Genomic DNA, 24,614 nt, shown 5'->3' with positions numbered 1-24,614 from the left:
CGTTGAGGCGCCGGGATTTGCACCCCATCCTGCCCCCGGCTATGCACGTCGGACCGTAAAGGAGAGGGTCCAGGAATGCGTATTGCAATGGTCGGTGGCGGATATGTCGGTCTCGTCTCGGGTGCCTGCTTCGCCGAGTTCGGAGCGGACGTCGCCATCGTGGAACAGGACCCGAAAAAGCTTGCGGCCCTCAATGCCGGTCGCATTCCCATCTACGAGCCGGGGCTGGACGCCCTTGTCACCAGCAATGTCGACGCCGGCCGCCTGACGTTCGGGGATAATCTCGGCGCCGCCATGAGTAACGCTGATGCCGTCTTCATCGCGGTCGGCACCCCCACCCGACGCGGCGACGGCCATGCGGACCTGACCTATGTCTATGCGGCCGCCGAAGAAATCGCCCGCGCCGCCCGGGCGGACCTTCTGGTCGTCACGAAATCCACCGTCCCCGTCGGCACGGGCCGCGAAGTCGCCCGCATCCTGCGCCAGACCCGCCCGGACCTGACCTTCGACGTCGCCTCCAACCCCGAGTTCCTCCGCGAAGGCAACGCGATCGACGACTTCATGCGCCCGGACCGCGTCATCGTGGGCATCGACCGCTCCGGCCCGGATGGCGGCAGCCGCGCGCAGAGCCTGATCGAACAGCTCTACCGCCCCCTCACGGCCATTCAGGCCCCGATCGTCCTGACGGATCTGGAAACGGCGGAACTGACCAAATATGCCGCCAACGCCTTTCTCGCGATGAAAGTCACCTTCATCAACGAAATGGCTGATCTGTGCGAAAAAGTCGGCGGCAACATCCATGACGTCGCCCGCGGCATGGGCCTCGACCAGCGGATCGGCAGCCGTTTCCTCAGCCCCGGACCGGGCTATGGCGGCTCCTGCTTCCCCAAGGACACCCGCGCCCTGACCGCCATCGCACAGGACGCCGGCGCCCCCACACAACTGGTGGAAGCCACAGTCGCGATCAACGAAGCCCGCAAAACCGGCATGGCCGAACGCATCATCACACAGGCGGGCGGAACCCTTGAAGGCAAAACGGTCGGCATTCTCGGCCTGACCTTCAAACCCGATACGGACGACATGCGGGAAGCGGCCTCCCTGCCCATCCTCGCCCGCCTGCATGAGGAGGGCGCGACCCTTCAGGTCTTCGACCCCGAAGGCATGGACGCCGCCCGCGCGCTCCTGCCGGAGGATGTGCGCTACTGCACCGACGCCCTCTCGGCCGCACAGAACGCCGATATCGTGGTCGTCCTGACGGAGTGGAACATATTCCGTGCCCTCGATCCCTATCGCCTGCGGGACGCGATGCGCGGCAACGCCATCGCGGATCTTCGGAATATCTGGAGCCCCGACCTCATGCGCGAGGCCGGGTTCGATTACCGCTCGATCGGTCGTCCCTGAAAACCCGCTTCACTGGACCCTGGCTTCGGCACGGGCCGCCGCGCGATCCACCGGAGCGAATGTCCCGTTCCGCAGACGCCGCTCCAGTTCCTCAAGCGACTGCCCCTTCGTCTCGGGCACATAACGCAGCACGAACCAGAACGCGAAGGCATTGACGGCGGCGAACATCCAGAACGTCCACCCCGCTCCCAGCATCCGCACCAGAGACAGCGTCGTCAGGGAAATGATCAGATCCGCCCCCCAGTGACTGCCCGCCACAAGGCTCATGCCCTTGCCACGGCAGGACAGCGGATAGACCTCCGCCCCCACCAGCCAGATGGCGACCGACAGGCTGCCCGTGTTGAAAATCGTATAGGCCATCACCGCAGCGACCGTGATCCATGCGCCCAGCCCCCCGGTCAGGTGCATCGCAAAGGCCGTTCCCAGAACGGCGAGCGCCACCACGGCTCCCGGCAGCATCCGCAGAAGCAGCGTCCGCCGCCCCCAGGTATCGACCGCCCATCCCCCGAATACGGTGGCAAAGACCATGCCCACACCCACGGCCACCGAGGTCAGCAGCGCGGAGTCCTGTCCGAAACCCGCATCCGCGAAAATCGTCGGCGCGTAATACATGACCGCATTGATACCCGTGAACTGACACAGAAGCGCAATACCCACGGACGCCATCAGCGCGGGACGCACCCATGGTTTCGCCAGTTCGGACCAGGGTGCCTGAACGTCATGGTTTTCAAGGATTTCATCCAGTTCCCGATCGGCGGCCTCATCCGACACACGCACCCGGCGCAGGACCATCCGCGCCTCTTCGGTCTGGCCGTTCAACGCCAGCCAGCGCGGACTGTTGGGCAGGAACGCCATGCCGAGAAACAGGATCAGCGCAGGCAGCATCCCGATCCCGAACATCAGCCGCCAGGTCGACTCACGCAGGATATAGCCCGTGATGAAGGAAATCGTGATCCCGGACACCACGGCAAGCTGGAACCCCACGACCAGCCGTCCGCGCCGCTCGGGGGGCGAGATTTCCGCGATATAGATCGGCACGATCTGCGACGCCGCACCAATGGCGAGGCCAAGGATCAGCCGCGCCAGGATCAGGACCGCCACGCTCTGTGCGGCAGACACCACCACGGTTCCGATCAGAAACAGCGCCGCCGCGATCATCACCGTCCGCCGCCGTCCGATACGGTCGGAAATACCACCCGCGCCGAGACACCCCATCAGCGCGCCGAGAATGATAGCCGACGTCACCACTTCCGCGCCCAGCGTGTCGAGATGAAACTGTTCGCGAAGCTGGAGCAGGGCTGAGGATATGATACCGGTATCGTATCCGAACAGCAGTCCGCCCGTGGCGGAGATGGTCGCGATAAAATTCGTCAGAGCATTTCCGCTCAGCCGTCGGAACGCGTTCCTGTTCTGCATCGTGAAACCTTCCACCGCGAAGCCGCAGGCCGTTATTCATGAGACGATCTGCCTGCTTTAACGCTCCACAATAGGAAAGTAACATCATAAAAGTTATGACTTTCGTTTTTATCGTGAACTTTCTCGTGTGCTCTCCCGCCCGTTCCTGAGGCGACAGGAAGAAAAAACCCCCTTTCCACGGGAGAAAGGGGGCCTGACGTTATTCCCGAAGGAGATTACAATCCTATGGCTGGACGAGCCTGAGAATGAACGCCGTCAGGGTGTTGATGGCCTCCTGCTCCGGACGATCCGCGGCCAGACGCAGTTCCGGCGATACCGGCGCCTCATAAGGCGCGGAAACGCCCGTAAACTCCGGGATTTTTCCCGAACGCGCCGCCGCATACAGCCCCTTGGGGTCCCGCTTTTCGCAGGTTTCCAGCGGTGTATCGACGAAGACTTCATGGAAGTTCCCGCCCACGATCTGCCGCGCCTGCGTCCGGTCCGCCTCAAGCGGAGACACCAGCGCCACGATCACGACCTGCCCACTCTCGGCCAGGATCTTCGCCACATGCGCGGCACGGCGGATGTTCTCGTGACGGTCTTCCGGCGAGAAGCCAAGATCGCTGCACAGCCCGGCCCGCAGCGTGTCCCCATCCAGAACGGTCGCGTTGATCGCCTGCTCCGAAAGCGCCAGCTCGGCCGCCCGCGCCACCGTGCTCTTGCCCGAACCGGGCAGACCCGTCAGCCAGAACACGCCGCTCCTGTGACCGCGTGTCTGGACCTGACGGGCCGCGGGCACACGGCTGGCCGTCGGATGAATGGCATGTTCGCCGTCCGCCAGTTCAGCCGGACCGATCAGCGGCGCGCCACCGACGATGCGCTGGTAACGATCCACCAGAACACCGCGTCCGTCCCCAAATCCCGGCGAGAACGGATCGAACAGCACGGCATGGGACGCCGCCAGTGTGATTTCCGCAAACCCGTCGGGCGGCACGCTGTCACCCTCACGCAGGGTCAGGTCTTCCAGATCAACCACGGCATCAATGGAGGCCACCGTCACATCATGCTCGGCCGTGGCCAGACGCAGCGTAAAGCTCTCACCCACGCGCAAAGGCTCGCCACGCAGCCAGAACAGGCGCGTGCGGATCCGGGCCGAACGCTCAGGCGCCGCAGCCTTGTCATCCGCCGGGAACAGCAGATCGCCCCGATCCGGCACCAGATCCGGCTCCAGACGCAGCGCAATGGACTCGCCCGCACCCGCGACCGGCAGTTCCGGCGCATGCCAGCGGCAGACTTCCACCACGGTTGCGACCTGCCCCTGCGCGCCAATCGCCAGACGATCGCCTGCACGGACGGTCCCACGCTCGATCCGGCCCGCCACATAACGGACGCCGTCAAAACGATAGACATCTTGCACCGGCATCCGGAATGGCAGCGCCGCACGCGAAGCCGGCGGCGGCACATTGGCCAGAGCCTCCACCAGCGTCGGCCCCTTGTACCAGAGCGCCCGCTCGGAACGGCTGGCAATGTTATCGCCATCGCGCGCGGACGCCGGAACAACCGCCTCGACCTCGATTTCCAGACGCCCCAGAAGCTGGCGCACGTCGGACTCGACCCTGACGATCTTCGCCTCGTCGAACTCCAGCAGGTCGGACTTGTTAAGCAGCACGATCACATGGCGGATGCCGATCAGCCGCAGCAGCATGGCATGACGCCGCGTCTGCTCCTGCGCACCTTCCTTGGCATCGACGACCAGCACGGCGGCCTCCGCATCGGCGGCCCCGGTAATCATGTTCCGCAGGAACTGGCGGTGGCCCGGCGCATCGACGATCACGAAATCCCGCGATCCGAGGCGGAAAGGAATGCGCGTGGAGTCAACCGTCACGCCCTGATCGCGCTCGATCTGAAGCGAGTCCAGCAGAAAGCTCCACTCCACCGCCAGACCACGCTTGCGGCTGCTCTCGACGATCTGCGCCAGCTTGCCGTCCTGAAGGCTGTCGGTGTCATACAGCAGACGCCCGATCAGCGAGGACTTGCCGTGATCGACATGCCCGACAATGACGATGGGCGTCGCTGCGGCGCGGTGGGTTTCCGAAAAGCTCTCGGTCACGATGTTGTCACCCATTTTCACAGATACCCCGCCACACGCAGGCGCTCGAACACGTCCTCGGATTCATGATCCATCGCACGACCGGCGCGTTCGGAAGTCCGGCTGGTTTCCAGTTCCGCAATCACTTCCGCCACGGTGGAGGCAGTGCTCTCAACCGGATTGGTGATGTCCTGATCGCCAAGCGAGCGATAGCGCTTGCCGTCTTTCGCGAAATACAGGTCCACCAGCGGAATACCCTCGCGCTCGATATAGCGCCAGATGTCGATCTCCCGCCACGACAGCAGCGGATGGACGCGGATATGCATGCCGTCTTCATACGGCGTCGCATACTGGTCCCAGAACTCGGGCGGCTGGTTGCGCACGTCCCAGCGATGCCCCGCACCGCGCGGGCTGAACACGCGCTCTTTCGCGCGCGTCGCCTGCTCGTCACGGCGGATACCGGCAATGACGCCCCGGAACCTGTGCTTGTCGATCATCGCGGCCAGACCGGCCGTCTTGCGCGCGGCGGAACGCGCGGCGGGCGGAAGCGACGGGTCGATTTCCTCAACCGGCGGGCAGTAGCCCAGCAGCAGGTCCAGGTTCCACTTCTTCGTGTATTCGTCGCGGAAGGCATACATTTCCGGGAATTTCTTCTCGGTATCGACATGCATGACCGGAAACGGGACATGCCCCATGAACGCCTTGCGCGCCAGCCAGACCATCACGTTGCTGTCCTTGCCCAGCGACCACAGCAGGGACAGGGGCTTCAGCTTGCGATAGGCCTCGCGCAGGATGAAAATGCTCTGGGCCTCAAGCTGGTCCAGATCATCCATGATGCGTGGTTGCGCCAAGCTTGTGGTGGTCGCCTGATCCCGCGACAGGATCGGTGTCTGCGTCATTATCCGCTCCGTAGTCATGCCGGCCTGTGAATGCCGCATTCCGTCTTGGCCAGACCGGCCCAACGGCCCGCCCGTCCATCTTCACCATCCTTGACCGCCCTTGTGCACGGAGCACAACCGATCGAGGTGTAACCTTTTGCAACCAGTGGATGCCGCGGCAGGTCCCGGCGCTGCATCTGGGCCTCGATCTTCTCTGGCCCCCAGCCCGCCAGCGGGTTGAGCTTCACGCTGCCATCAGGCTGCGGATCGAGAACCGGCAGCGCCGCCCGTGTCGCAGACTGGCTGCGCTTGCGCCCCGTGATCCAGACATCGAAATCAGGCAACACCAGATCCAGCGGCTCGACCTTGCGCAGCGCGCAGCACGCATCCGGATCGAACGCGGCAAGCTGGTCCTGCGGATCGCGGTCATGCAGCGCCTCTGGTGTGGGCGAAAGTGTCCGCACGTCAGACAGACCCAGACTGCGCACCAGACGGTCGCGATACTCCAGCGTTTCGGGAAAATGCCGCTTCGTATCCAGAAAAAACACCGGAACGGACGGATCGATCTGCGCCACCAGATCCAGCAGAACCGCCGACTCCGCCCCGAAAGACGAGACAACAGCAACTCGCCCGCGCAGCAGCGTCAGCGTCTCCTGCAAGATCCGGTCTTCCGGGATCTGCCGAAGATGATCCAGTTCCGTCCGTGAAAGAGACATGTGTTGCACCTGCCTGCACCCAGATCAGTCCGACCGCTCAGGCGGCCTGCCAGAGACATAGGCGCACATCATCCAAAAATAAACTATTTTATTTGATATAACCTTTTTGTTTCGTCTTAATTATTTACCATACAAATTGGCTTTAAATCATACAAAATGGCTTAAAACGCCATTCTTGAATGTGCCGAAAGACGTTCCAGTCTCGAAAGTCCTGTCCGAAACCTCATCTGGCACGGTTCCTGCATCAGAGGGTTTCATGGACACGCCCTCACTCCTTCACGCCAAGCGCCTTCCGCGCCTCCTTGTCGGCCAGACCATGCCGCCGCAGATGGTGGCGGAACTGGTAATAGGTCAGGCCGAGCAGATCCGCCGCGCGCCGCTGGCTGAACTGTGCCTCACGCAGAGCCGCTTCCAGCAAAGCGCGCTCATGCGTCCGGACATCGGCATCGAAGTCACGCGGAAAACTCGGTACCGCTCCCTCCGCCGGAGCAGCCGCAGCCGCCACGTGCGGAATCTGCACACTCTGCCAGTCCGGCATCACGAACGGGTCCAGTACGATCTCGTCCAGCGCCTTTTCCGGCCGGTCCATCCTGTAAACGCTGCGTTCCACCACATTGCGCAACTCACGGACGTTGCCGGGCCAGTCATAGGCCTGCAACCGCTCCAGCGCCCGCTCCGTGAACCCCGCGAACACCTTCCGCCCCAGCTCCGCGCTCATGCGGGTGGCGAAATGCCCGGCCAGCAGCGGAATATCTTCCGGACGGGCGCGCAGCGGCGGAATATTCACGACATCAAAGGCCAGCCGGTCCAGCAGATCCGCCCGAAACCGCCCCTCCCGCGCCATGGCGGGCAGATCCGCATTGGTCGCCCCGATCAGCCGCACATCCACCCGGATGGTCTCGCTGCCCCCCACACGCTCGAAACTGCCGTATTCAATCACCCGCAGCAGTTTTTCCTGCACGGCCTGAGACGCGGTGCCGATCTCGTCGAGAAACATCGTGCCCCCGTCCGCCCGCTCAAAGCGCGACAGGCGACGCTTCTGCGCACCCGTAAAGGCGCCCGCCTCATGACCGAACAGTTCGCTGTCCAGCAGCGCTTCGGGCAGGGCCGCGCAGTTGAGCTTCACCAGCGGCCGGTCCCAGCGGTCCGACAGCAGGGCCAGACGCGCCGCCACCAGTTCCTTGCCCGTCCCGCGCTCGCCGATCACGAGAACCGGCCGCTTCAGGGGCGCAAGGCGGGAGACCTGATCCAGCATCTCCAGAAATGCCGGAGCCCGCCCGATCGGGGTCGGCACCTCGTCCATATCGGTGCTTCTCGCCATTTTCTGGTCTCTCACGCCCCTGTTTCGGTCTTCAGTTCATAACACCCTCAAAACAGCATCGCTGACAAGGGCAGGCATTCTGTCCTAAGTCTCTTCAACAGGAAGGAAAGCATCATGGGTATTTTCTCTCGCCTCGCCGATATCGTGAACTCCAATCTCAATGCGATTCTCGCCACAGCCGAGGACCCGCAGAAAATGATCCGCCTGGTCATTCAGGAAATGGAAGACACGCTGGTCGAGGTCCGCAGTCAGGCCGTCCGCACGATTGCCGAACGCAAGCAGCTCGAACGCCGCGTCCGCACCATGATGCATGAGGAAGACGAGTGGCACCGCAAGGCCGGCCTTGCCATTGAGCGCGGTCGTGACGATCTGGCCAAGGCCGCCCTCGCCGCCCGCCACAGCGTGGAGCAGTCCCGCGAGGCGCTGGAACAGCAGATCGCCCAGATTTCCGACGGGCTGGACCAGCAGAACGACGACATCTCCAAGCTTCAGGCCAAGCTCGCGGATGCCAAATCCCGCGAAAAGGCGCTCTCCCTCCGCGCACGGACCGCACAGGGCCGCCTGAAAACCCGCGAAAAGCTCTATGACACCCGCATCGACGACACTCTGAACCGCTTCGATCAGGTGGAACGCGCTCTTGATGAACTGGAAGGCAAGGCGGAGGCGTATGATCTGGGCCGCCGCACCGGCCACCCCACACTTCAGGAGGAACTCGCAGCCCTTGAAACCGATGCCGTCGTGGAAAACGAGTTCGAGGCCCTCAAGCGCCGTGTGTCCGGGAAGAAGAACGACGCCTGATATGCCCGGAAAGCGAGTTTGATTTATGGTTGATGACATTTGTGGCTTAGTTGCCATCATCCTGATCTTCGGTTTCATCCCGATGCTGATCTTTCGTCTGTTCCGCTCCTACGCAGGCGGCTCGGTCGATCGGACGCAACCGGACCCCATGCTTCAGGCCGCCCTGACACAGGCCGAAGCGCATGCTACGCGTCTGGAAGAAAGGATCGACCAGCTCGAACGCATCCTCGACGAGGATATCCCGGGCTGGAGAGCAAGGAACGCACGATGACACGCCGCCCCGTCTTCTTGTCCGGCCGCCGCCCGGCGCTTCTGGCCCTGCTGGCGGGCATGGCCCTGCTGACGCCCGCGGCCCATGCCGCACGGATGACCCTGTCCGGAGAAGATCTGGATCTGTCCGTTCCCTGCACCGGACAGGTCAGGGTCGTGGTCGACCCCGCCATGAAGGACGGGGCGACCCTTGATTCGAGCAGCATGACCCAGGTTGCGATGCACACCGGCAAGGAAGAAGCGCAAAGCCGCATCTCCATCGCCACGAAGGCCTGCGCGCCGAACGGAAAGCTGACGATCAGCATTTCCCCCAGCACCGGCCTGACCATCCATGACAGCCACGACACGCATTTCATCATCACGGGAAAGCTTGCCTCGCTGGATGCCAGCCTCGATTCCACGACCATGGATATCGAGGACACGCAGTCACTGGACCTGAACATGCAGGGTGCCTCCAGCGTCCATATCAAATCCCTGGAGCGCGCGGCCCAGATCGTAGCGTCGGGCACCTCGACCCTGACCGCCGACACGGCCCAGCTCGCGGCCCTCTCGGCGCAGTTGACGCAGAACGCGACCATGACCCTTTCCGGCAGCAGCATCGACGCCCTGACGCTGGTGACGGCCGATCAGGCCAGTGCCACCATTCTGGGTCATGCGACCGTCGCGACCGTCGCGGCCAACGGGACGGGCGAGGTCAATATCGAATCGGTATCCGGACCGATGGTGCGCTCCGGCAAAGGCACCGTGCGTGTCGGCGCGCCGAACGGCGTGATCTACCGTCCGACACCGCCACCGCCCGCCGCCCTGCCTGTCCCAGCGACACCTGTCCCTCTGCCGTCCACCCCGGTTCAGACCCCCGTCAGAGGAGTGGACGCAGCCCCAGCCGTCCCGACACCGGTCGTTCCAACGCCCGCACCGGTTCCCGCACCGACGGCGCCGTCCATACCTGAAAGCCCTGCCGTGCCGCAGGCCCCCAGCGCCACGCCTTCCGCGAAAGTCGCCCAGCCGGACAATGCACCGGTTACGACATCTCCGGTCGCAAACGTGCCCGCTGCGGCAGCGCCTGCAACGCCTTCGACATTCGGCAGTGCATCCACACCGCTCACGGCGCCGCAGACATCGCCTGCCGCTCCGGCGCCACAGCACAGCAAAACACCCGCGAAGCCGACCGTCACGCCTGCGCCGGAAAGCACGTCGGCTCCCAGCACCCCGACGCCCGCAACCCCGACCCCTGTAACCCCGACCCCGGTCACTCCAGCACCGGTCGCCCCAACACTGGCCAACCCCGCAACGGTCACGCCCCCGGCTGCCGGAAATGGCTCACAGAACGGTTCACAGGGAGAATAAGACATGCGCCAGCCCCTGCCTGCGCGTCTTGCCCTGATCGCGCTTCTGGGATGCGGCATCGCAGCCCTTCCGGGATCGGCCCGCGCAGAACCGGCGGTCATGCCCCCGGCACCACCGGCTCCTCCCGCGCCGCCTTCACTGGAAGCTCCGCTGGCGGCTTCCGGAACGCTGGTGGTCCCCGCAACATGCCTGGACCGCCTGTCCATCGTGGGTGGAGAAAACGCCCATATCGTTTCAGGAAGCGGCAGTCTGGAGAAACACGGGGACCGGCTGATCTTCACGACATCCGCGCGGGACTGTTCCACACAGGACAATGCCGTCGTCATGGTCCCGGCGCAGACCGGTATCGAGATCCTGTCTCCCCGGAACAACCTGACGACGTATCGCATCAGCGGCGTCAACGGTGAGGTGACGGCCGTCACAGGACGGGGCGACCTGGAGGTCGATCAGGCCGCTGGCCTGACCCTGAACATGGAAGGTTCGGGGACGGTCTCGGTCGGGCATGTCACGGGTCGGCTGACCGTACAGAACCTTGCCAGCGGTGACCTGCATATCGACAGTATCGCCGCCGCCAGTGTGAACCTGACGGCCATGTCCTCGGGCGACATCCGGATCGGCCCGGGCGATACGGATGTCCTGACGGTCCGGGATTACGGCTCGGCCGATATCGTGCTGAACACGCGCACGCGCGATGCGGATGTGACGCTCCTGGGCAGCGGTGACATCACGCTTCAGAAAGTGAGCGAGACGCTGAAGAAACGCCCGCTCGGTTCCGGCACGATCTCCGTGACCGAAAACTCGGGCGCACGGATCACGACCTCCGCCACACCCGACCCGTCCGCGATCCTGTCCGATACGGCGCGAAAGGTCTTTAACAGCTTCCATGTCCAGCTCGGGAATTCGGACGAGGATTCCGAAGCCCCTGTCCATACCCGGCATCACTCCGGCGGCCACGGACTGATCGGCCTTCTGCTGAAAATTGCCCTGATCGTCTGGGCCGTGCGCCTCTTCCGGCGCTATCGCCGGACGGGCGTCCTGCCGTTCCGGACCACGCTGGACAAAGCCGCTGCGGGATATGCCGCAGGCATGCGAAGCTGGTCCCGGCACCGCGCCGCAGGGCGGGATACTCCGGCTGCCACCACCACGGCCGTGATGCGGGATGCCCTGACGGGTTTCCGCCGCCAGCCGCCGGAACCGGCCGAGGATTTCTCCCGCTCCGTCCCGCCGGGTCATCCGCTGGCACGGCTTCAGGACCGGCTGGCCCGGATGGAGCGCCGGCTCGGCCTGATGGAGCAATTCGTTACATCACCCGATTTCAGTCTGGAACGGCAGTTCCGGGACCTTGAACGGGCTGACGGACGCCGCGCCTGAACCGCCCCAGGCAGAGGATACGGACGACGGAAACTTTGACGTCAGGATGCTGGCAGGGTAGGGGCTGAAGGGTGAATGCCGTTCTTGACCCCATAGCGACCCTTGGCCGTGCCGCTCTCGGCCTTATCCGGCAGGCAGGCGCGCTGGCCCTGTTCGCGCTGGAGGCGCTGTCGCATCTGGTGCGTCCGCCGTTCTACTGGCGAATCTTCTTCTCCAGCCTGATCGAGACGGGATTCTTTTCCCTGCCTGTCGTGGCCCTGACCGCGCTGTTCTCGGGCGCGGTCATCGCGCTCCAGTCCTATGTGGGCTTCGGGCAGTACCATGTGCAGAGCGCCATTGCCGGGATCGTCGTCCTCGCCGTGACCCGCGAACTCGGCCCGGTTCTGGCCGGGCTTATGGTCGCCGGGCGTGTGGGTGCGGCCATGTCCGCGCAGATCGGCACCATGCGCGTGACCGACCAGATCGACGCGCTCACCACGCTCTCCACCAACCCGATGAAATATCTCGTGACGCCGCGCCTGCTGGCCGGGACGCTCGCGCTGCCCTGCCTCGTGCTGGTGGCCGACATTCTGGGCGTGATGGGCGGCTTCACGGTTTCGGTCGCCAAGCTCGGCTTCTCGCCCTCGACCTATATCACGGCCACGCTGAACTCGCTCAAAACGATGGATGTCGTCGTCGGTCTCGTGAAGGCGGCGGTATTCGGATTCCTGATCGCGCTTCTGGGCTGCTACAACGGCTATAACAGCCGGGGCGGCGCGGAAGGTGTGGGCGCTGCAACAACGGCGGCCGTTGTTGGCGCGTCCATCCTGCTGCTGCTGTTCGACTACCTCCTGACGGATCTGTTCTTCTCACAATGAGCACTCCCCCCGTAAGCACTCCCCCGGCCACCCCAAAGATCCGCATCCGTGGCCTGCACAAGGCTTTCGGCTCCAAGATCGTGCTTGATGGTGTGGATCTCGATGTCGAGACTGGCACGTCCATGGTTGTCATCGGCGGCTCGGGCTCCGGCAAATCCGTCCTGCTGCGCTGCATCCTCGGCCTGATCGAACCCGACGCCGGGACGATCGAGATCGACGGTGAAAACCTTCTGACGGCCCCGCGCTCCCGGCAGGAGGCCCTGCGCCGACAGATCGGGATGCTGTTTCAGAACGCCGCCCTGTTCGACAGCATGAGCGTCGGCGAGAACGTGGCCTTCGGCATCCGCGCCAAACATTCCGACCGTAACGGCGCCCCCCCGTCCCGCGCGCAGGCCCTGCAAATGGCAGGGGACCTGCTCAAACAGGTCGGGCTGGACCCGTCCGTCGGCGATCTCAGCCCCTCCGAACTTTCAGGCGGCATGCAGAAGCGCGTCGGTCTGGCCCGCGCCATTGCCGGGAGTCCCAACATCATGTTCTTCGATGAACCCACGACCGGGCTGGACCCCATCATGGGGGCAGTGATCGACGGGCTGATCGTGGACTGCGTGCAGAAGCTCGGCTCCACCGCCATCGCCATCACCCATGACATGGCCTCGGCCCAGCGGATCGGAAACCGCGCGGCCATGCTCTATCACGGGCGGCTCATCTGGCAGGGCGAGGCGTCTGAACTCATGCATTCCGGCAATGCCATGGTCGATCAGTTCACCCATGGCCGACGCGAAGGCCCCATCACCATGGAGCTGCGCAAATGAGCCTGCTGCCCCGTTTTCCGAAAACCGATTCCGTCATCTGGAAACGCATCGGGCTGAGCTATCTGATCGCCCTGCCGCTGCTGTTCATCCTGTTCCGCCATCAGCCCGCCCATCCGAACATGGTGCTTCAGCTTCTCGGATTTCTGCTGATTATTGTGGTGTCGCGGCTTCTGGCGCGGCTGATCCTGCGGACGCAGGAGTAGGGATTCCGGGCTCTGCCCGGACCCGGCAGGGATCTCGATCCCTGCACCCTGATCTGGTTTCCAAAGGTCTCGACCTTTGGTGGGGTCCGGGGCAAAGCCCCGGCTGGATCGAGGCCGGAACACTCCCTATATAGTGGCTCTGTTCCCCCTCAAGCCAGTGAGACCCGCCTTGGCCAAAAAGCCGACCACGCGATATGTCTGCCAGAACTGCGGCGCCACCTCTCCGAAATGGAACGGGAAGTGCGAAGCCTGCGGCGAGTGGAACACGCTGGTTGAAGAGACGATCGAACCAACGGCCCGCAAGACCGGAAAGCTGGGTTCCGGGCGTCTGCAAACCGTCCGGCTGGATGGCGAAACGCGCCCGCCCCCGCGCATTACGACCAGCATTGCCGAGCTGGACCGCGTTCTGGGTGGCGGCCTTGTCCCGGCGTCCGTCGTGCTGGTTGGCGGTGATCCGGGCATCGGCAAGTCCACCCTTATGCTCCAGACAACCTGCGCGCTGGCGCGGTCGGGGCATCGCGTCCTGTACGTTTCGGGCGAAGAATCGGTGGACCAGATCCGCATCCGCGCCCAGCGGCTGGGTCTGGACCGCGATCCGAAAATGCTGGACTCGCTGGATCTCGCAGCCTCCATCAATGTCGGTGAAATCGTGGGTTCGCTGGAGCAGGACCGGGCCCATACGGTCGTGGTGATCGATTCCATCCAGACGATGTGGCTGGAAAGTGTGGAAAGCTCACCGGGGTCTGTCTCACAGGTCCGAGCGAGTGCGTTTGAGCTGATCCGGCTGGCCAAGACGCTCGGTTTCGCGCTGATCCTGATCGGGCATGTCACGAAGGAAGGCTCCCTCGCCGGGCCGCGCGTTCTGGAACACATGGTCGATGCGGTCATGTATTTCGAGGGTGATCGCGGGCATCAGTTCCGCATTCTGCGCGCGGCCAAGAACCGTTTTGGCGCGACGGACGAGATCGGCGTCTTCGCCATGACCGATATCGGTCTGACCGAAGTCCCCAACCCGTCCGCGCTGTTCCTTGCGGAACGGCGCGGCAATATCGCGGGGTCAGCCGTCTTTGCCGGACTGGAGGGCACGCGGCCTGTCCTGCTGGAAATTCAGGCGCTGCTCGCCCCAAAGGCAGGGGAAGGCGCGCCTCGTCGGGCTGTCGTGGGCTGGGATACGTCGCGGCTGAACATGCTCATGGCCGTGCTGGACTCGCGCTGCGGACTCAAGCTGGCCAATATGGATGTCTATCTCAACATCGCCGGCGGACTGCGGGTCAACGAACCTGCGGCTGACATGGCTGTGGCGGCGGCACTTGTCTCGGCTGCGACGGGCACACCGACATCCCCCAACGCCGCCTATTTCGGCGAAGTGGGCCTGTCCGGCGAGATCCGGCAGGTCAGTCAGGCCGATCTGCGCCTGAAGGAAGTGGCCAAGCTGGGCTTTGGCGAAGCAATCCTGCCCCGTCGGGTCTCTGCGGCGTCAGCACGGGTCAAACCGCCCGCAGGACTGAAACTCCGTGAGATCGGGCATCTGACGGATCTGGTCGGACTTTTCACGGAAAAACCGAATCAGGAATAACTGGAGCAAAATCCAGGTAAACGGGAAATCCATTCCTCGGATCGCGTATCCGGAGCCGATCCGCTACATTCGTGTCGAGCTTGAAAGCCACAATCTGCTGCTGGCTGAAGGCGCGCCGTCTGAAACTTTCCTTGATGACGGCTCACGTGGAATGTTCCATAATGCCGGTGATTACGCGGCCCTTTACCCCCGACTCTCCTCCCCGGCCGCCACGCTGCTGCGCCTCACGCCTTGAGGAGGGTGCGGAGCTTGAGGTCATTCACCGGCGGCTGTGTCTCCGGGCCGGACGTCTGGAAGACGGGACCGTAGAGGTCAGTGCGGCCTGAACCCGGGGATATCCTTCGCCTTGACAGCTCCTCTTGTCGGCTATGTCGACGTCTGCGACCGTGAACGCTTTGCCGGATGGGCGATTGATCTCGCCACACCGGACGTGCCCGTGCGGATTCAGGTGCGGGTCGATGGCGAACTGGTGGATGAAACGGATGCCGACGCATTCCGCGCAGATCTTGCCGGAACGGCGCGACAGGGCTGCTGTGCGTTCAGCAGGGCATGGCCTTTTCCGTTGCCGCATGAAGGAGCGCTGATCGAGTTCACGGATGCGCGGGAAGACCGGCCCCTGAATGGCTCGCCGGTTCGGATTCCGCCGCTGCCCGCCTCCCTTGAAGGGGCGATCGACGTCGCGGACCACCATCACATCGCGGGCTGGGTCCGGGACAGCGCCAACCCGGACCGGACTGTCTGGCTGACGGTCTGGGTGGACGACAGACCCGTCGGGCGCATCGCGGCCAACCGTTTCCGCGCGGATCTGCGCGATGCGGGCTTCGGCACGGGACGCCACGGCTTTCACCATGCCTTTACAGCCGCGATCGACCCCCTGACGGATCATGTCATCGAACTCCGCCACGGCGAGGAGCGCTTCGGCACACCGCACACATTGCGCAGAACGGGTGCATTGTCCGCCGAACTCAAAGACCATGTCTCCGGCATTCTGTGCGGGCTGGACACGCCGAGTGCGCGGGCGGAAGCCCTGGCGTTTCTGGTCTCGGAAGCCAGCGCGCTCCGGACGCGGGAGGGCGCGGACGTGACGGCCCTTCGTGAGCGCATGGAAATCCGGCATGCGCGACGTCTGGGGCATGAACCGTCCGAGACCGGAGCCGAAGCGGTCGGTGTCCCGATGCCGTGTCCGGTGGCTCTGTTTGTCGATGACCGTGCGCCCGATCCGGCGCGGGATGCCGGTTCGGTCGCCTTCCTGTCCCATATCCAGGCCGCCCGTGACCTTGGATATCGGTGCTGTTTCATGGCCTCCCGCTTTCCGCCGGACGAGCGGGATCGCGCACGGCTGGAGCATCTGGAAATCGACTGTCTGATGCCCCCGGTTTTCCCCTGCCCCGAAGAAGCGCTCCGACGACTGGGCGAAAGGCTTGAGGTGGTTTATCTGCACCGCCTCAACAACGCGGAAAGCTATGCGGCGCTCACGCGGGCGTTTGCTCCCGCCGCGACGCTGATCTGGAGCGTCGCGGACCTGACGTCCCTGCGCCTTCACCGTCAGGCCGCCGTCGAATCGCGCCCGGAACTGGAACGCTTTGCCAGCCGCCTTGAAGTCCGGGAAAATATGTGCGCCTGGCTGGCGGATTTCGTACTGACCCACTCTTCCGTGGAGGCACGGCGCCTTGGCCGGACCGTTCCCACCGCGAATATCCATGTCGTTCCGTGGGATGTCCCCGTGTCGTCCCGCAGACGCAGGCCCCCGCAGGACCCTGTCATCGCCTTTGTCGGGCATTTCACGCATGAACCCGATCTGGATGCGGCGAAATGGCTGGTTCTGGCGATCATGCCGCTTCTGCGGGAGGCCGTTCCGGGAGTTCGGTGCCGCCTGATCGGGAGCGCCATACCTCATGCCGTTCATACGCTGGCGGCGGAGGATGTGGAGATCGTGGGCACCGTCCCCGATCTGGCCGGTGCTTCGGACGATGCTCTGGCGGATGTTTCCCTCTGCGTGGCGCCGCTCCGTTTCGGCGCGGGGATCGAGGGCAAGGTTCTTGAAGCCTGGGCTGTCGGTCTGCCCGTCGTCATGACCACGATCGCCGCCGAAGGACTGGTGAACCCGGATGACCGGACATGGCGGGACGGCATTGCCGATACGCCGTCTGCATTCGTGGAGCGGATCGTCGCATGTCTGGACCCGGCCACCGCCCGCAGGCAGGTTGCGGTCGGGCGAAAACTGCTCAGAACGCGCTTTTCGCGGGCGGCCGTCCTCGCGGCTCTTTCACCGCCTCTGCCCGCGGTCTTTCAGGCCCCCGAGAATGGGGACCCGGGCCTTCTGAACTGACGCGCCTCAGAACCTGAAAATCACATTGGACTGCACGTAGCTGCCGCTTCCGCCACCTGCCGCATGAAGGCCGTTCGAGGCCACGAAACGCGCGCCGTAGATCTGCCAGCTCAGATGCCGGTTGAGCTGGAGCTTGAGAGACGCCTGCGGCACCACGCCGATATAACCGCCGTGATAGGTTTTCGAGAATGTGTACGGGCCGGACGAGTTCCAGATCGCGCCATCCGCGTTCTCCCGCCACATGAACGGCACCTTGAACTGGATACTCGCAAAGCCTTTCCACGGCGTGATACTGAGAACCGGGGAGAGGCTCACGAGGTTGGACGGCTGGATGTAGGTCGTGGTGTCCAGATAGTTCGTCTGCGGGTTGAAGGGGGCCATATAGGTCCGGACCGGGCCGTCCGTTCCGTTGGCACCGCCGGAATACAGATCCGCCTGAACGCCGATGAACGGATGCAGGGGCGAGGGCGTATGCCGGTACCCCACGATCGTGTTGACCGAATAAGCCTGAACCGAAAATTTGCGTTCGCTTCCCGATTTCTGGAACGTCCCGTCCTGATACAGGCCGCCGAACGAATATTCGAAGGACGCGGCGGTGCCGTACCAGCGGAAGCCGACATTCCCGCGTGAAGACGTGCCTTTCATCGCCCCCGAGGCAAGCGGCACGACCGACAGGCTGCCGCCATAGCGGTATCCGTAATAGAAGATATCCAGAAACGAATGGACCGTCTCGCCACCGATGGAAAAACGCGGCACCAGAGCCGTGATGTCTCCGCCATACAGGCGCGTGCCGTAATCTTCCGTGTCGTGGAACATCAGGGTCGCGTCCGTCCTGGTCTGGACGAAGTCGAACGTATCCACGCGGATATCGGGCCAGATCGCATAGATGCGCCCACCATTCCATGACAGCGGCACGTTGGGAGTCTCGCGGTTGTACAGAACGTAAGACGGCGCATCGAGGAACTGCTGGCGACCGAACATGAAGCCCGTCCGCGCCCCTGCGAGCCTGCCCTTGAACTCGATGAAAGCCTGCTGGAGATCCAGCCGCTTGCGATAGGTGCTGTTGTAGCCGAAGCCTCTCCAGCCCCCGGCATCGGCGTTGATAAGCTGTCCGAAGAGTCGCACATGCTCGCCCAGATGCAGGTCCGCGCCGTAGAGGTTCCGCACGCCGAACCGGCCGGAATTGCTGTTACCCTTTTTTCCCAGAAAGGGTGTCTCCTCAGACCAGTTCCGCAAGCGCGTCTCGCCTGAGAAGGACAGCCAGGTCGTTCCCGCATCGTTCAATGCGATGAACTTAAGCGGATCGAACGGATCATCCCGACGACTTTTATCGCGCAGAAAGCTCCAGTCTTCAGCCCAGGGGGCCACACCATAGCGGCCGACCGGGCCGAAACCCGCTGATTCGCCGTTGCCGTAGCTGAAGACGCCCCACGGCCCCTGCCGCCCCTGCGGCGCGTGGTTCTGACTGGCCACCACACGACGCGGCTGCCCTACGACACCGGCATGAGGATAGTTCTGAATGGGCGGACGTTCCGTGGACGGGACGTGGATCCATTCTTCCGTCACGGGAACCGCCTTGACCGTCTTTGGCGCTTCGGCCGCCAGAACCCGTCCCCAGGCGCAGACCTCCAGCATCAGCAGGGCAAAAACGGGCCGGGGACGGTTGACGTGAGGACGTGACATGCCCTGAAAACTCCATGCGGGGTTCGTCGAGCATCATGCACAACCAATAAAACATCAATTTCAATAGTTTTAAATAATATAAACTATTATTATTAGTGTTAATCTGACCTTGTGATGCCCATCTGTCCACGGGTGAGATCCCGCAGCCAGTCCGTGATGGCATCGGCGTCGTCCAGTGGCACCGCCAGCGTCATCCAGGCGCCTTCGGCGTCGAACCCGCATTCCGTCCGGTTCGCACGCCAGCCTTCGATCTTCGATTCCACCATCGCAAAGCTGGAAAACGGGCAGTGAAAGCGCAGGGACACGGTCTCGATCCGCTCGATCCGGTCCGCTTCGCGCAGACAGGCCGACGCCGCGCCGCCATAGGCGCGGACAAGCCCCCCGGCCCCGAGCTGCACGCCACCATACCACCGCGTCACAACGATCATGACATTGTCGAAATCCTGCCCTTCGATGGCGGACAGAATCGGCCTCCCCGCCGTGCCCCCCGGCTCTCCGTCATCGCTGCACCGGAAGCGCTGGCCCGTTTTGAAAGCCCAGCAGTTATGGGTCGCATCCAGGACCGCCACCTCGCGAAAGAAGGCCATGGCGGCAGCTTCATCTTCCACCGGGGCGGCAGAAGCCCGGAAAACACTGTTCCGAATCACACTTTCGTAGGTCGCGGGGCCGGGCAGAGTCCATGTCATGGCTTTCCTTCTGCATCAGGATCGCCGAAATGTCAGGATGGGGTAGGGAAACGCTGCCCGTTCTGTTAAGGGTAGCCCCCATGTTTTCGGATCTGACCGGTCGGCTGAACGCCGTCTGCGCGCGTCGTGCGCCCCTCGTTCTGGCGCTGTTCGCACTGCTCTGTGCCGCCAGCGTTGCCCTGAGCGTCACACGCATCAGCGTGACGACGGACACGAGCAAGATGTTTGCCAACAGCCTGCCGTGGAAAAAGCGGAGCATGGAGCTGACGCGCCTGTTCCCGCAGGACAGCAACCAGCTCGTCGCCATCATCGACAGCCGCATCCCCGAACAGGGACGCGCGGCCGCGCGCGAACTCGCCGCGACGCTCAGTCAGGACCATACGCATTTCAAGACGGTCAGCCTGCCGGGCGACAACGCCTTCTATAACAGCCACGGATTCCTGTTCCTCGATACGAAGGATCTGGAACCGCTGCTGGATTCGATCGTCTCCGCACAGCCCTTCCTCGGCACGCTGGCCGCTGATCCGTCCGCCCGTGGCCTGTTTGGCGCGCTCGGCCTGATCGGCGAAGGCATCAAGGCCGGACAGGGTATCCCGAGCGGCTTCAATGGCGCACTGGACGGTTTCGCCAATTCCCTGACCGCAGCAGCAAACGGCCATCCGCAGGATATGTCCTGGCAGAACCTGCTGATCGGCAAGCTGGCGGAGCTCGGCACACAGTACGAGTTCGTCGTCACACAGCCCAGACTGGATTACAGCTCCTTCCAGCCCGGCGAGGGTGCCACAACCGCCATGCGGCAGGCGATCAACAATCTCGAATTCGTGAAAACGAAACAAGTCACGGGCATCATCACCGGTGAAGTGAAGCTGTCGGACGAAGAGTTCTCCACCGTCGCGCACGGCATGGTGCTGGGCCTCATCATCTCGCTCGTCCTCGTGGCGGTCTGGCTGATCCTCGCTGTCCACTCCCCGCGCGTCATCATTCCCATCCTGCTGACCCTCATCAGCGGTCTGCTCCTGACGACGGGCTTTGCGGCTCTGGCGGTCGGTGAGCTGAACCTGATCTCGGTGGCTTTCGCGATCCTGTTCGTCGGCATCGCCGTCGATTTCGCCATCCAGTACAGTGTGCGCCTGCGCGGACAGCGCAATCCGGACGGCTCACACCCGTCCCTGTATGACGCCATCATCCTGACGGGTCAGGAAAGCGGCGCACAGATCCTTGTCGCAGCCCTCGCGACGGCCGCGGGCTTCCTGGCGTTCTATCCCACGAGCTTCATCGGCGTGGCGCAGCTTGGCCTGATCGCAGGCTTCGGCATGCTGATCGCCTTCTTCTGCACCATGACGCTGCTGCCGGCCCTGCTGTCCATTTTCCATGCGAAACTGGGCAACGGCACCCCGGGATTCGCGTTCATGGCCCCCGCAGACGCATTCCTGCGTCACAAGCGGCACAAGGTCGTCGGCGTCTTCGCACTGCTCGGAATCGTGGGGCTGGCCCTCATGCCGCTCCTGAAGTTCGACGCCGATCCGCTGCACACCAAGGACCCAAACACCGAGGGCATGCGCGCGCTCCATCTGCTGGAAGCCAACCCGCTCACCACGCCTTACAGCGCGCAGGTCCTGACCCCGAACCTGACGGAAGCCGCCCGGCAGGCCGCGGCGTTCTCGAAGCTGCCGAGCGTGCATGACGTGTTGTGGCTCGGCGCTCTGGTTCCCGATGACCAGAAGGCCAAGCTGGCCATGATCGAGGACACGGCCTCCATCCTGCTGCCGACCATCACTGTGGCCAACCCTGCACCCGCGCCGGACGCCGCGGCCATCCGCGCCGCCGCCGTTACGGCCGCGCAGAAGCTCGATGCCGTGAAGGATCAGCTCCCGCCCCCTCTGGAGAAGATCCGTCAGGCGCTGCACACGCTCTCCACAGCATCCGACACTACGCTGCTTCAGGCCAGCACGTCCCTGACGCGGTTCCTGCCGGACGAACTGTCGATGCTGCGGATGGCGCTTCAGCCTACGCCGGTCACGATGGAGAACATCCCGCAGGATGTGCGTCAGGACTATGTCCTGCCGGACGGTCGCGCCCGTCTGACCATCCATCCCAAGGGCCAGATGTCCGAAACGCCGGTGCTGCACCGCTTCGTCAGGGAACTGCGCTCCGTCAATCCGGACGTTGCCGGCCCTGCGATGGAAATCACGGAGAGCGCCAACACGATCGTCCATGCCTTCACGGTCGCGGCCATCTGCGCGCTCATCATGATCGCCATCATCCTGCTGGTCGTCCTGCGCCGCCTGCTGGACGCGGCCCTCGTCATGGCGCCGCTGCTGATGTCCGCACTCCTGACGGTCATCCTGGTCGTCACCGTGCCGGAGACGCTGAACTACGCCAACATCATTGCCCTGCCGCTGCTGCTGGGTGTGGGCGTGTCGTTCAACATCTATTTCGTGATGAACTGGCGCGAAGGCGTGAAGGGTCCGCTGACGTCGCCGACGGCGCGCGCGGTGCTGTTCTCGGCCCTGACGACCGCCACGGCCTTCGGCTCCCTCGCTCGCTCGGGTCATCCGGGCACGGCCAGCATGGGTCGGCTGCTGCTGATGTCGCTCGGCTGCACGCTGCTCTGCACGATGGTCTTCGTTCCGGCCCTGCTGCCCAAGCGTCCGATCGACGAAGCCTGACCCAGGGCACGGTCCGCCGGCCGCTGACATGGTTTGCAGCAATGTGACACACATTCTGGCAACCGTGCGTTTCCTCAGGGGTTGATATCTTTTGCAACGGAGGATCTCCCCTTGAACACAGAGCATTCAGGTCTGCCGCGTGGCATCGACCATGTCGGCGTCACCGTCCCGGACATTAACGCCGCCATCCGCTTTCTTGAGGAAGCCTTCGGCGCGGTCGCCCTCTACCGCAATGTCACCCGCACGAAGCCTCAGAAAGGCCCGGAGACGGAAAAGATCCTCGGCCTGCCGCAGGGCACCGCCGTCATCGAGATGTGCATGATGGCGCTGGGGCATGGGCCGGGAATCGAACTTTTCGAAATGGAGGGCCCGGACCAGCGAGAGGCCGCACGTCCCTGTGACTGGGGCCTTCAGCATTTCGCCGTCTATGTCGATGACATCCATGCCGCCTGTCACCGTTTCCGGAAAGCGGGCGGCACGCTCCTGACCGAACCGCAGGGCCAGCCCTCGCTCGAAGCCGCGCCGGGCAACATGTTCTGCTACGGCCGCACGCCCTGGGGCATGATCGTGGAACTGGTCTGCACCCCCCATCAGGAACGCTTCAACGACATCGCCCCCATGGACCGCTACCAGCCGCCCCCGCGTGCCACCCCGAATCAAGGATCAGACGCATGATCCGTTTTCTTCCTGTGGCAGCGATGCTGCTCGCCGTTTCCGGGAGTGCCCACGCTGCCGATCCTGCTCCGCCGACAGCCTGGTACTGGCACAACTGGACGGATCATGACGGCGTCAGCCACATGACCCGCTGCGCGTTCCATGATTACGACCTGAAAACCATGTCCAAACCTGCCGGGCCGCAATGGCAGGATCATGTGCATGAGGGCAATGCGCACATCATTTCCACCGTGCAGCCGGCGCATTGGGACGGAAGCTGGCACCCCGATCCGAAAGTCCAGTGGATCATTCCGCTGAAGGGGTCCTGGTACGTTATGGCCATGGACGGAAAAAAAGTCGTCATGGGTCCCGGCGACGTCTCTCTGGGCGAGGACCAGATGAGCCGCAGGGACGCAAAAGGGCATATCGGTCATTTCGCCGGCAATATCGGTGACGGCCCCGTCACACTGATGGTCATCCAGACCGACGAACAGCCGACCGTGGATAAGCCCTGCCGCTTTCATTAAGGCTTCAGGACAAATCGCATCTCCGTTCAGGCGTGAAGCGGTCCACCCCTTCGGCCTGAACGGAACTGCAACATGATGTACAATCAGGTAACAACACTCGATTTTCGTCGATCATTCGCGAAAAATCTATCTGAAGCAATTTTCTCCTGGTTTTCAGACAATCAGTGCTGAGGCCAACCTGAGAAAGACACCGTGACAAACCGTGACTCAGTAACATTTCCCGGATTTATAGATGATAATTCGATTATTTCGTGAGGGATTGAATTGAAATAAAAATAACAACAAAATAAATATAAAATGCAACCAAAAATAAATAATCCGCAATAAATGCAAAATAAGAAAATTAATCCAAAATAACTTTAGTTTTTATACTTTGTTTTAGTTATTTACTTTCAAAATTATGCGTATGATAAACTTTTATTTTATTATTTATTTGTATTTTATTCATGAATTATTTTGACACATCTCTCACAAAACCAGAATGTGACATAAGCGCAACGCCTTTCATGACATGTGACATGCATGTTGCGTTTTTGTAGCAAAATGATTGCGTACCGTTTCGATTTCCGATGAAAATGTGGCCATAGATACAAAACTTTCTTGCGACCTTATTCGAGAAAGGGCCACGGCCGCGATGACCACCTCTGTGCAACATTCATTGAAAAGACGCACACCTGCGCCCCGGACGGTTGTCCGGATGTTCCTGATGGCGGGCATTTCCTACAGTGTCCTGCCAAGTGTCAGTGCGCACGCCCAGACCAGCACGACCGCACCTGCAAAACACGTTTCCGCTCACAAGAGCGCAGCCAGGAAAAAGGCTCCGGCGAAGGCTGCCACGACAGCCAGAACTGCACCCGTCGCAGCTCCGGCAGCCACTGCCGCAACCGCGACAGCAACTGCTCCGGCAACCCAGTCGAACAGAAAGGTGCTGCAGCAGGGAACGGAAGCTTCAGATGCGGCTGAAGTCGTTACGGTCACCGGTACACGTCTGTCCCAGACACGCCTGACAAATGTCATGGCCGGAACTTCGCT

General features: G+C 63.0%; 22 protein-coding genes. 15 read left to right on the top strand and 7 right to left on the bottom strand.

What is annotated here, in order from left to right; genetic code table 11:
• The first annotated feature begins 75 nt into the window (after positions 1-75).
• Positions 76-1,401 carry a UDP-glucose dehydrogenase family protein gene (locus GFJ39_RS11405; RefSeq protein ID WP_194285362.1) on the top strand — a complete coding sequence of 442 codons (1,326 nt, stop codon included), beginning with the start codon at positions 76-78 and terminating at the stop codon, positions 1,399-1,401.
• Positions 1,402-1,410: 9 nt separating this feature from the next.
• Here the strand turns inward: GFJ39_RS11405 and GFJ39_RS11400 are convergent, their stop codons facing one another.
• The 5 genes from GFJ39_RS11400 to pspF all read right to left on the bottom strand — a co-directional run bounded on the left by GFJ39_RS11400 (position 1,411) and on the right by pspF (position 7,800).
• The gene (locus GFJ39_RS11400) at positions 1,411-2,817 is read right to left on the bottom strand and encodes a sugar porter family MFS transporter (RefSeq protein ID WP_153431448.1); all 1,407 of its coding nucleotides are present in this window, start codon (positions 2,815-2,817) and stop codon (positions 1,411-1,413) included.
• Between the two features lie 223 nt (positions 2,818-3,040).
• Positions 3,041-4,921: an adenylyl-sulfate kinase gene (gene cysC / locus GFJ39_RS11395; RefSeq protein ID WP_153431447.1), complete on the bottom strand. Its 1,881-nt coding sequence runs from the start codon at positions 4,919-4,921 to the stop codon at positions 3,041-3,043.
• Positions 4,922-4,923: 2 nt separating this feature from the next.
• Complete coding sequence (cysD, locus tag GFJ39_RS11390; protein ID WP_153431451.1) at positions 4,924-5,718, bottom strand: sulfate adenylyltransferase subunit CysD; 795 nt, start codon at positions 5,716-5,718, stop codon at positions 4,924-4,926.
• A gap of 80 nt (positions 5,719-5,798) precedes the next feature.
• Entirely contained in the window at positions 5,799-6,479 is a 681-nt protein-coding gene (locus GFJ39_RS11385) for a phosphoadenylyl-sulfate reductase (protein ID WP_153431446.1), read from the bottom strand.
• 268 nt (positions 6,480-6,747) lie between these two features.
• Complete coding sequence (gene pspF / locus GFJ39_RS11380) at positions 6,748-7,800, bottom strand: phage shock protein operon transcriptional activator (protein WP_153431450.1); 1,053 nt, start codon at positions 7,798-7,800, stop codon at positions 6,748-6,750.
• A 114-nt stretch (positions 7,801-7,914) separates the two neighbouring features.
• On the opposite strand from pspF, the gene pspA reads away from it, so the two are divergent.
• The 10 genes from pspA to GFJ39_RS11330 all read left to right on the top strand — a co-directional run bounded on the left by pspA (position 7,915) and on the right by GFJ39_RS11330 (position 17,363).
• The gene (pspA, locus tag GFJ39_RS11375) at positions 7,915-8,598 is read left to right on the top strand and encodes a phage shock protein PspA (RefSeq protein ID WP_153431445.1); all 684 of its coding nucleotides are present in this window, start codon (positions 7,915-7,917) and stop codon (positions 8,596-8,598) included.
• A gap of 25 nt (positions 8,599-8,623) precedes the next feature.
• Positions 8,624-8,869 carry an envelope stress response membrane protein PspB gene (gene pspB / locus GFJ39_RS11370; protein WP_153431444.1) on the top strand — a complete coding sequence of 82 codons (246 nt, stop codon included), beginning with the start codon at positions 8,624-8,626 and terminating at the stop codon, positions 8,867-8,869.
• Entirely contained in the window at positions 8,866-10,215 is a 1,350-nt protein-coding gene (locus tag GFJ39_RS11365) for a head GIN domain-containing protein (protein WP_153431443.1), read from the top strand. Before pspB ends, GFJ39_RS11365 begins: the two co-directional genes overlap by 4 nt.
• A gap of 3 nt (positions 10,216-10,218) precedes the next feature.
• Positions 10,219-11,586: a GIN domain-containing protein gene (locus tag GFJ39_RS11360; RefSeq protein ID WP_153431442.1), complete on the top strand. Its 1,368-nt coding sequence runs from the start codon at positions 10,219-10,221 to the stop codon at positions 11,584-11,586.
• A 71-nt stretch (positions 11,587-11,657) separates the two neighbouring features.
• On the top strand, positions 11,658-12,443 hold the full coding sequence (locus GFJ39_RS11355; protein ID WP_325062925.1) for an MlaE family ABC transporter permease: 786 nt from the start codon (positions 11,658-11,660) through the stop codon (positions 12,441-12,443).
• Entirely contained in the window at positions 12,440-13,255 is an 816-nt protein-coding gene (locus GFJ39_RS11350) for an ABC transporter ATP-binding protein (RefSeq protein WP_153431441.1), read from the top strand. The genes GFJ39_RS11355 and GFJ39_RS11350 overlap by 4 nt, the downstream gene beginning before the upstream one ends.
• Positions 13,252-13,458 carry a hypothetical protein gene (locus tag GFJ39_RS11345; protein ID WP_153431440.1) on the top strand — a complete coding sequence of 69 codons (207 nt, stop codon included), beginning with the start codon at positions 13,252-13,254 and terminating at the stop codon, positions 13,456-13,458. Before GFJ39_RS11350 ends, GFJ39_RS11345 begins: the two co-directional genes overlap by 4 nt.
• A gap of 169 nt (positions 13,459-13,627) precedes the next feature.
• Positions 13,628-15,034, top strand: coding sequence for a DNA repair protein RadA (gene radA, locus GFJ39_RS11340; RefSeq protein ID WP_153431439.1), 1,407 nt, complete (start codon positions 13,628-13,630; stop codon positions 15,032-15,034).
• Between the two features lie 161 nt (positions 15,035-15,195).
• Positions 15,196-15,360, top strand: coding sequence for a hypothetical protein (locus tag GFJ39_RS14290; RefSeq protein WP_228391917.1), 165 nt, complete (start codon positions 15,196-15,198; stop codon positions 15,358-15,360).
• Positions 15,361-15,380: 20 nt separating this feature from the next.
• Complete coding sequence (locus tag GFJ39_RS11330) at positions 15,381-17,363, top strand: glycosyltransferase family 4 protein (protein ID WP_153431438.1); 1,983 nt, start codon at positions 15,381-15,383, stop codon at positions 17,361-17,363.
• 6 nt (positions 17,364-17,369) lie between these two features.
• Here GFJ39_RS11330 and GFJ39_RS11325 read toward each other — a convergent pair whose 3' ends face one another.
• A complete protein-coding gene (locus GFJ39_RS11325; RefSeq protein WP_153431437.1) occupies positions 17,370-19,046 on the bottom strand; it encodes an alginate export family protein in 1,677 nt (558 codons plus the stop codon).
• Positions 19,047-19,144: 98 nt separating this feature from the next.
• Positions 19,145-19,732 (bottom strand): IMPACT family protein, encoded by a 588-nt coding sequence (locus tag GFJ39_RS11320; RefSeq protein WP_153431436.1) that lies wholly within the window; start codon positions 19,730-19,732, stop codon positions 19,145-19,147.
• 80 nt (positions 19,733-19,812) lie between these two features.
• Here GFJ39_RS11320 and GFJ39_RS11315 point away from each other — a divergent pair, with 80 nt between their 5' ends.
• The 4 genes from GFJ39_RS11315 to GFJ39_RS11300 all read left to right on the top strand — a co-directional run.
• On the top strand, positions 19,813-22,401 hold the full coding sequence (locus GFJ39_RS11315; protein ID WP_153431435.1) for an MMPL family transporter: 2,589 nt from the start codon (positions 19,813-19,815) through the stop codon (positions 22,399-22,401).
• 111 nt (positions 22,402-22,512) lie between these two features.
• The gene (locus tag GFJ39_RS11310; RefSeq protein ID WP_194285361.1) at positions 22,513-23,076 is read left to right on the top strand and encodes a VOC family protein; all 564 of its coding nucleotides are present in this window, start codon (positions 22,513-22,515) and stop codon (positions 23,074-23,076) included.
• Positions 23,073-23,582, top strand: coding sequence for a cupin domain-containing protein (locus GFJ39_RS11305; RefSeq protein ID WP_153431434.1), 510 nt, complete (start codon positions 23,073-23,075; stop codon positions 23,580-23,582). Before GFJ39_RS11310 ends, GFJ39_RS11305 begins: the two co-directional genes overlap by 4 nt.
• 706 nt (positions 23,583-24,288) lie before the next feature.
• Positions 24,289-24,614, top strand: a 326-nt coding sequence (locus tag GFJ39_RS11300) for a hypothetical protein (protein WP_194285360.1), incomplete at its 3' end; no start/stop codon positions are given.

This window comes from Gluconobacter aidae, assembly GCF_009547075.1.
Taxonomy (GTDB): Bacteria; Pseudomonadota; Alphaproteobacteria; order Acetobacterales; family Acetobacteraceae; genus Gluconobacter; species Gluconobacter aidae.
Note: the sequence above shows the minus strand (reverse complement) of the source record. Positions and strands in the feature narration are given on the sequence as shown.

What these genes read in the sequence shown, in the direction of transcription:
- GFJ39_RS11325 (WP_153431437.1), bottom strand. Translation starts at nt 19,046, where the DNA reads ATGTCACGTCCTCACGTCAACCGTCCCCGGCCCGTTTTTGCCCTGCTG.
- cysC (WP_153431447.1), bottom strand. Translation starts at nt 4,921, where the DNA reads ATGGGTGACAACATCGTGACCGAGAGCTTTTCGGAAACCCACCGCGCC.
- GFJ39_RS11350 (WP_153431441.1), top strand. Translation starts at nt 12,440, where the DNA reads ATGAGCACTCCCCCCGTAAGCACTCCCCCGGCCACCCCAAAGATCCGC.
- GFJ39_RS11320 (WP_153431436.1), bottom strand. Translation starts at nt 19,732, where the DNA reads ATGACATGGACTCTGCCCGGCCCCGCGACCTACGAAAGTGTGATTCGG.
- GFJ39_RS11405 (WP_194285362.1), top strand. Translation starts at nt 76, where the DNA reads ATGCGTATTGCAATGGTCGGTGGCGGATATGTCGGTCTCGTCTCGGGT.
- GFJ39_RS14290 (WP_228391917.1), top strand. Translation starts at nt 15,196, where the DNA reads ATGCCGGTGATTACGCGGCCCTTTACCCCCGACTCTCCTCCCCGGCCG.
- GFJ39_RS11385 (WP_153431446.1), bottom strand. Translation starts at nt 6,479, where the DNA reads ATGTCTCTTTCACGGACGGAACTGGATCATCTTCGGCAGATCCCGGAA.
- pspB (WP_153431444.1), top strand. Translation starts at nt 8,624, where the DNA reads ATGGTTGATGACATTTGTGGCTTAGTTGCCATCATCCTGATCTTCGGT.
- GFJ39_RS11315 (WP_153431435.1), top strand. Translation starts at nt 19,813, where the DNA reads ATGTTTTCGGATCTGACCGGTCGGCTGAACGCCGTCTGCGCGCGTCGT.
- pspA (WP_153431445.1), top strand. Translation starts at nt 7,915, where the DNA reads ATGGGTATTTTCTCTCGCCTCGCCGATATCGTGAACTCCAATCTCAAT.
- GFJ39_RS11345 (WP_153431440.1), top strand. Translation starts at nt 13,252, where the DNA reads ATGAGCCTGCTGCCCCGTTTTCCGAAAACCGATTCCGTCATCTGGAAA.
- pspF (WP_153431450.1), bottom strand. Translation starts at nt 7,800, where the DNA reads ATGGCGAGAAGCACCGATATGGACGAGGTGCCGACCCCGATCGGGCGG.
- GFJ39_RS11360 (WP_153431442.1), top strand. Translation starts at nt 10,219, where the DNA reads ATGCGCCAGCCCCTGCCTGCGCGTCTTGCCCTGATCGCGCTTCTGGGA.
- GFJ39_RS11365 (WP_153431443.1), top strand. Translation starts at nt 8,866, where the DNA reads ATGACACGCCGCCCCGTCTTCTTGTCCGGCCGCCGCCCGGCGCTTCTG.
- cysD (WP_153431451.1), bottom strand. Translation starts at nt 5,718, where the DNA reads ATGGATGATCTGGACCAGCTTGAGGCCCAGAGCATTTTCATCCTGCGC.
- GFJ39_RS11400 (WP_153431448.1), bottom strand. Translation starts at nt 2,817, where the DNA reads ATGCAGAACAGGAACGCGTTCCGACGGCTGAGCGGAAATGCTCTGACG.
- GFJ39_RS11305 (WP_153431434.1), top strand. Translation starts at nt 23,073, where the DNA reads ATGATCCGTTTTCTTCCTGTGGCAGCGATGCTGCTCGCCGTTTCCGGG.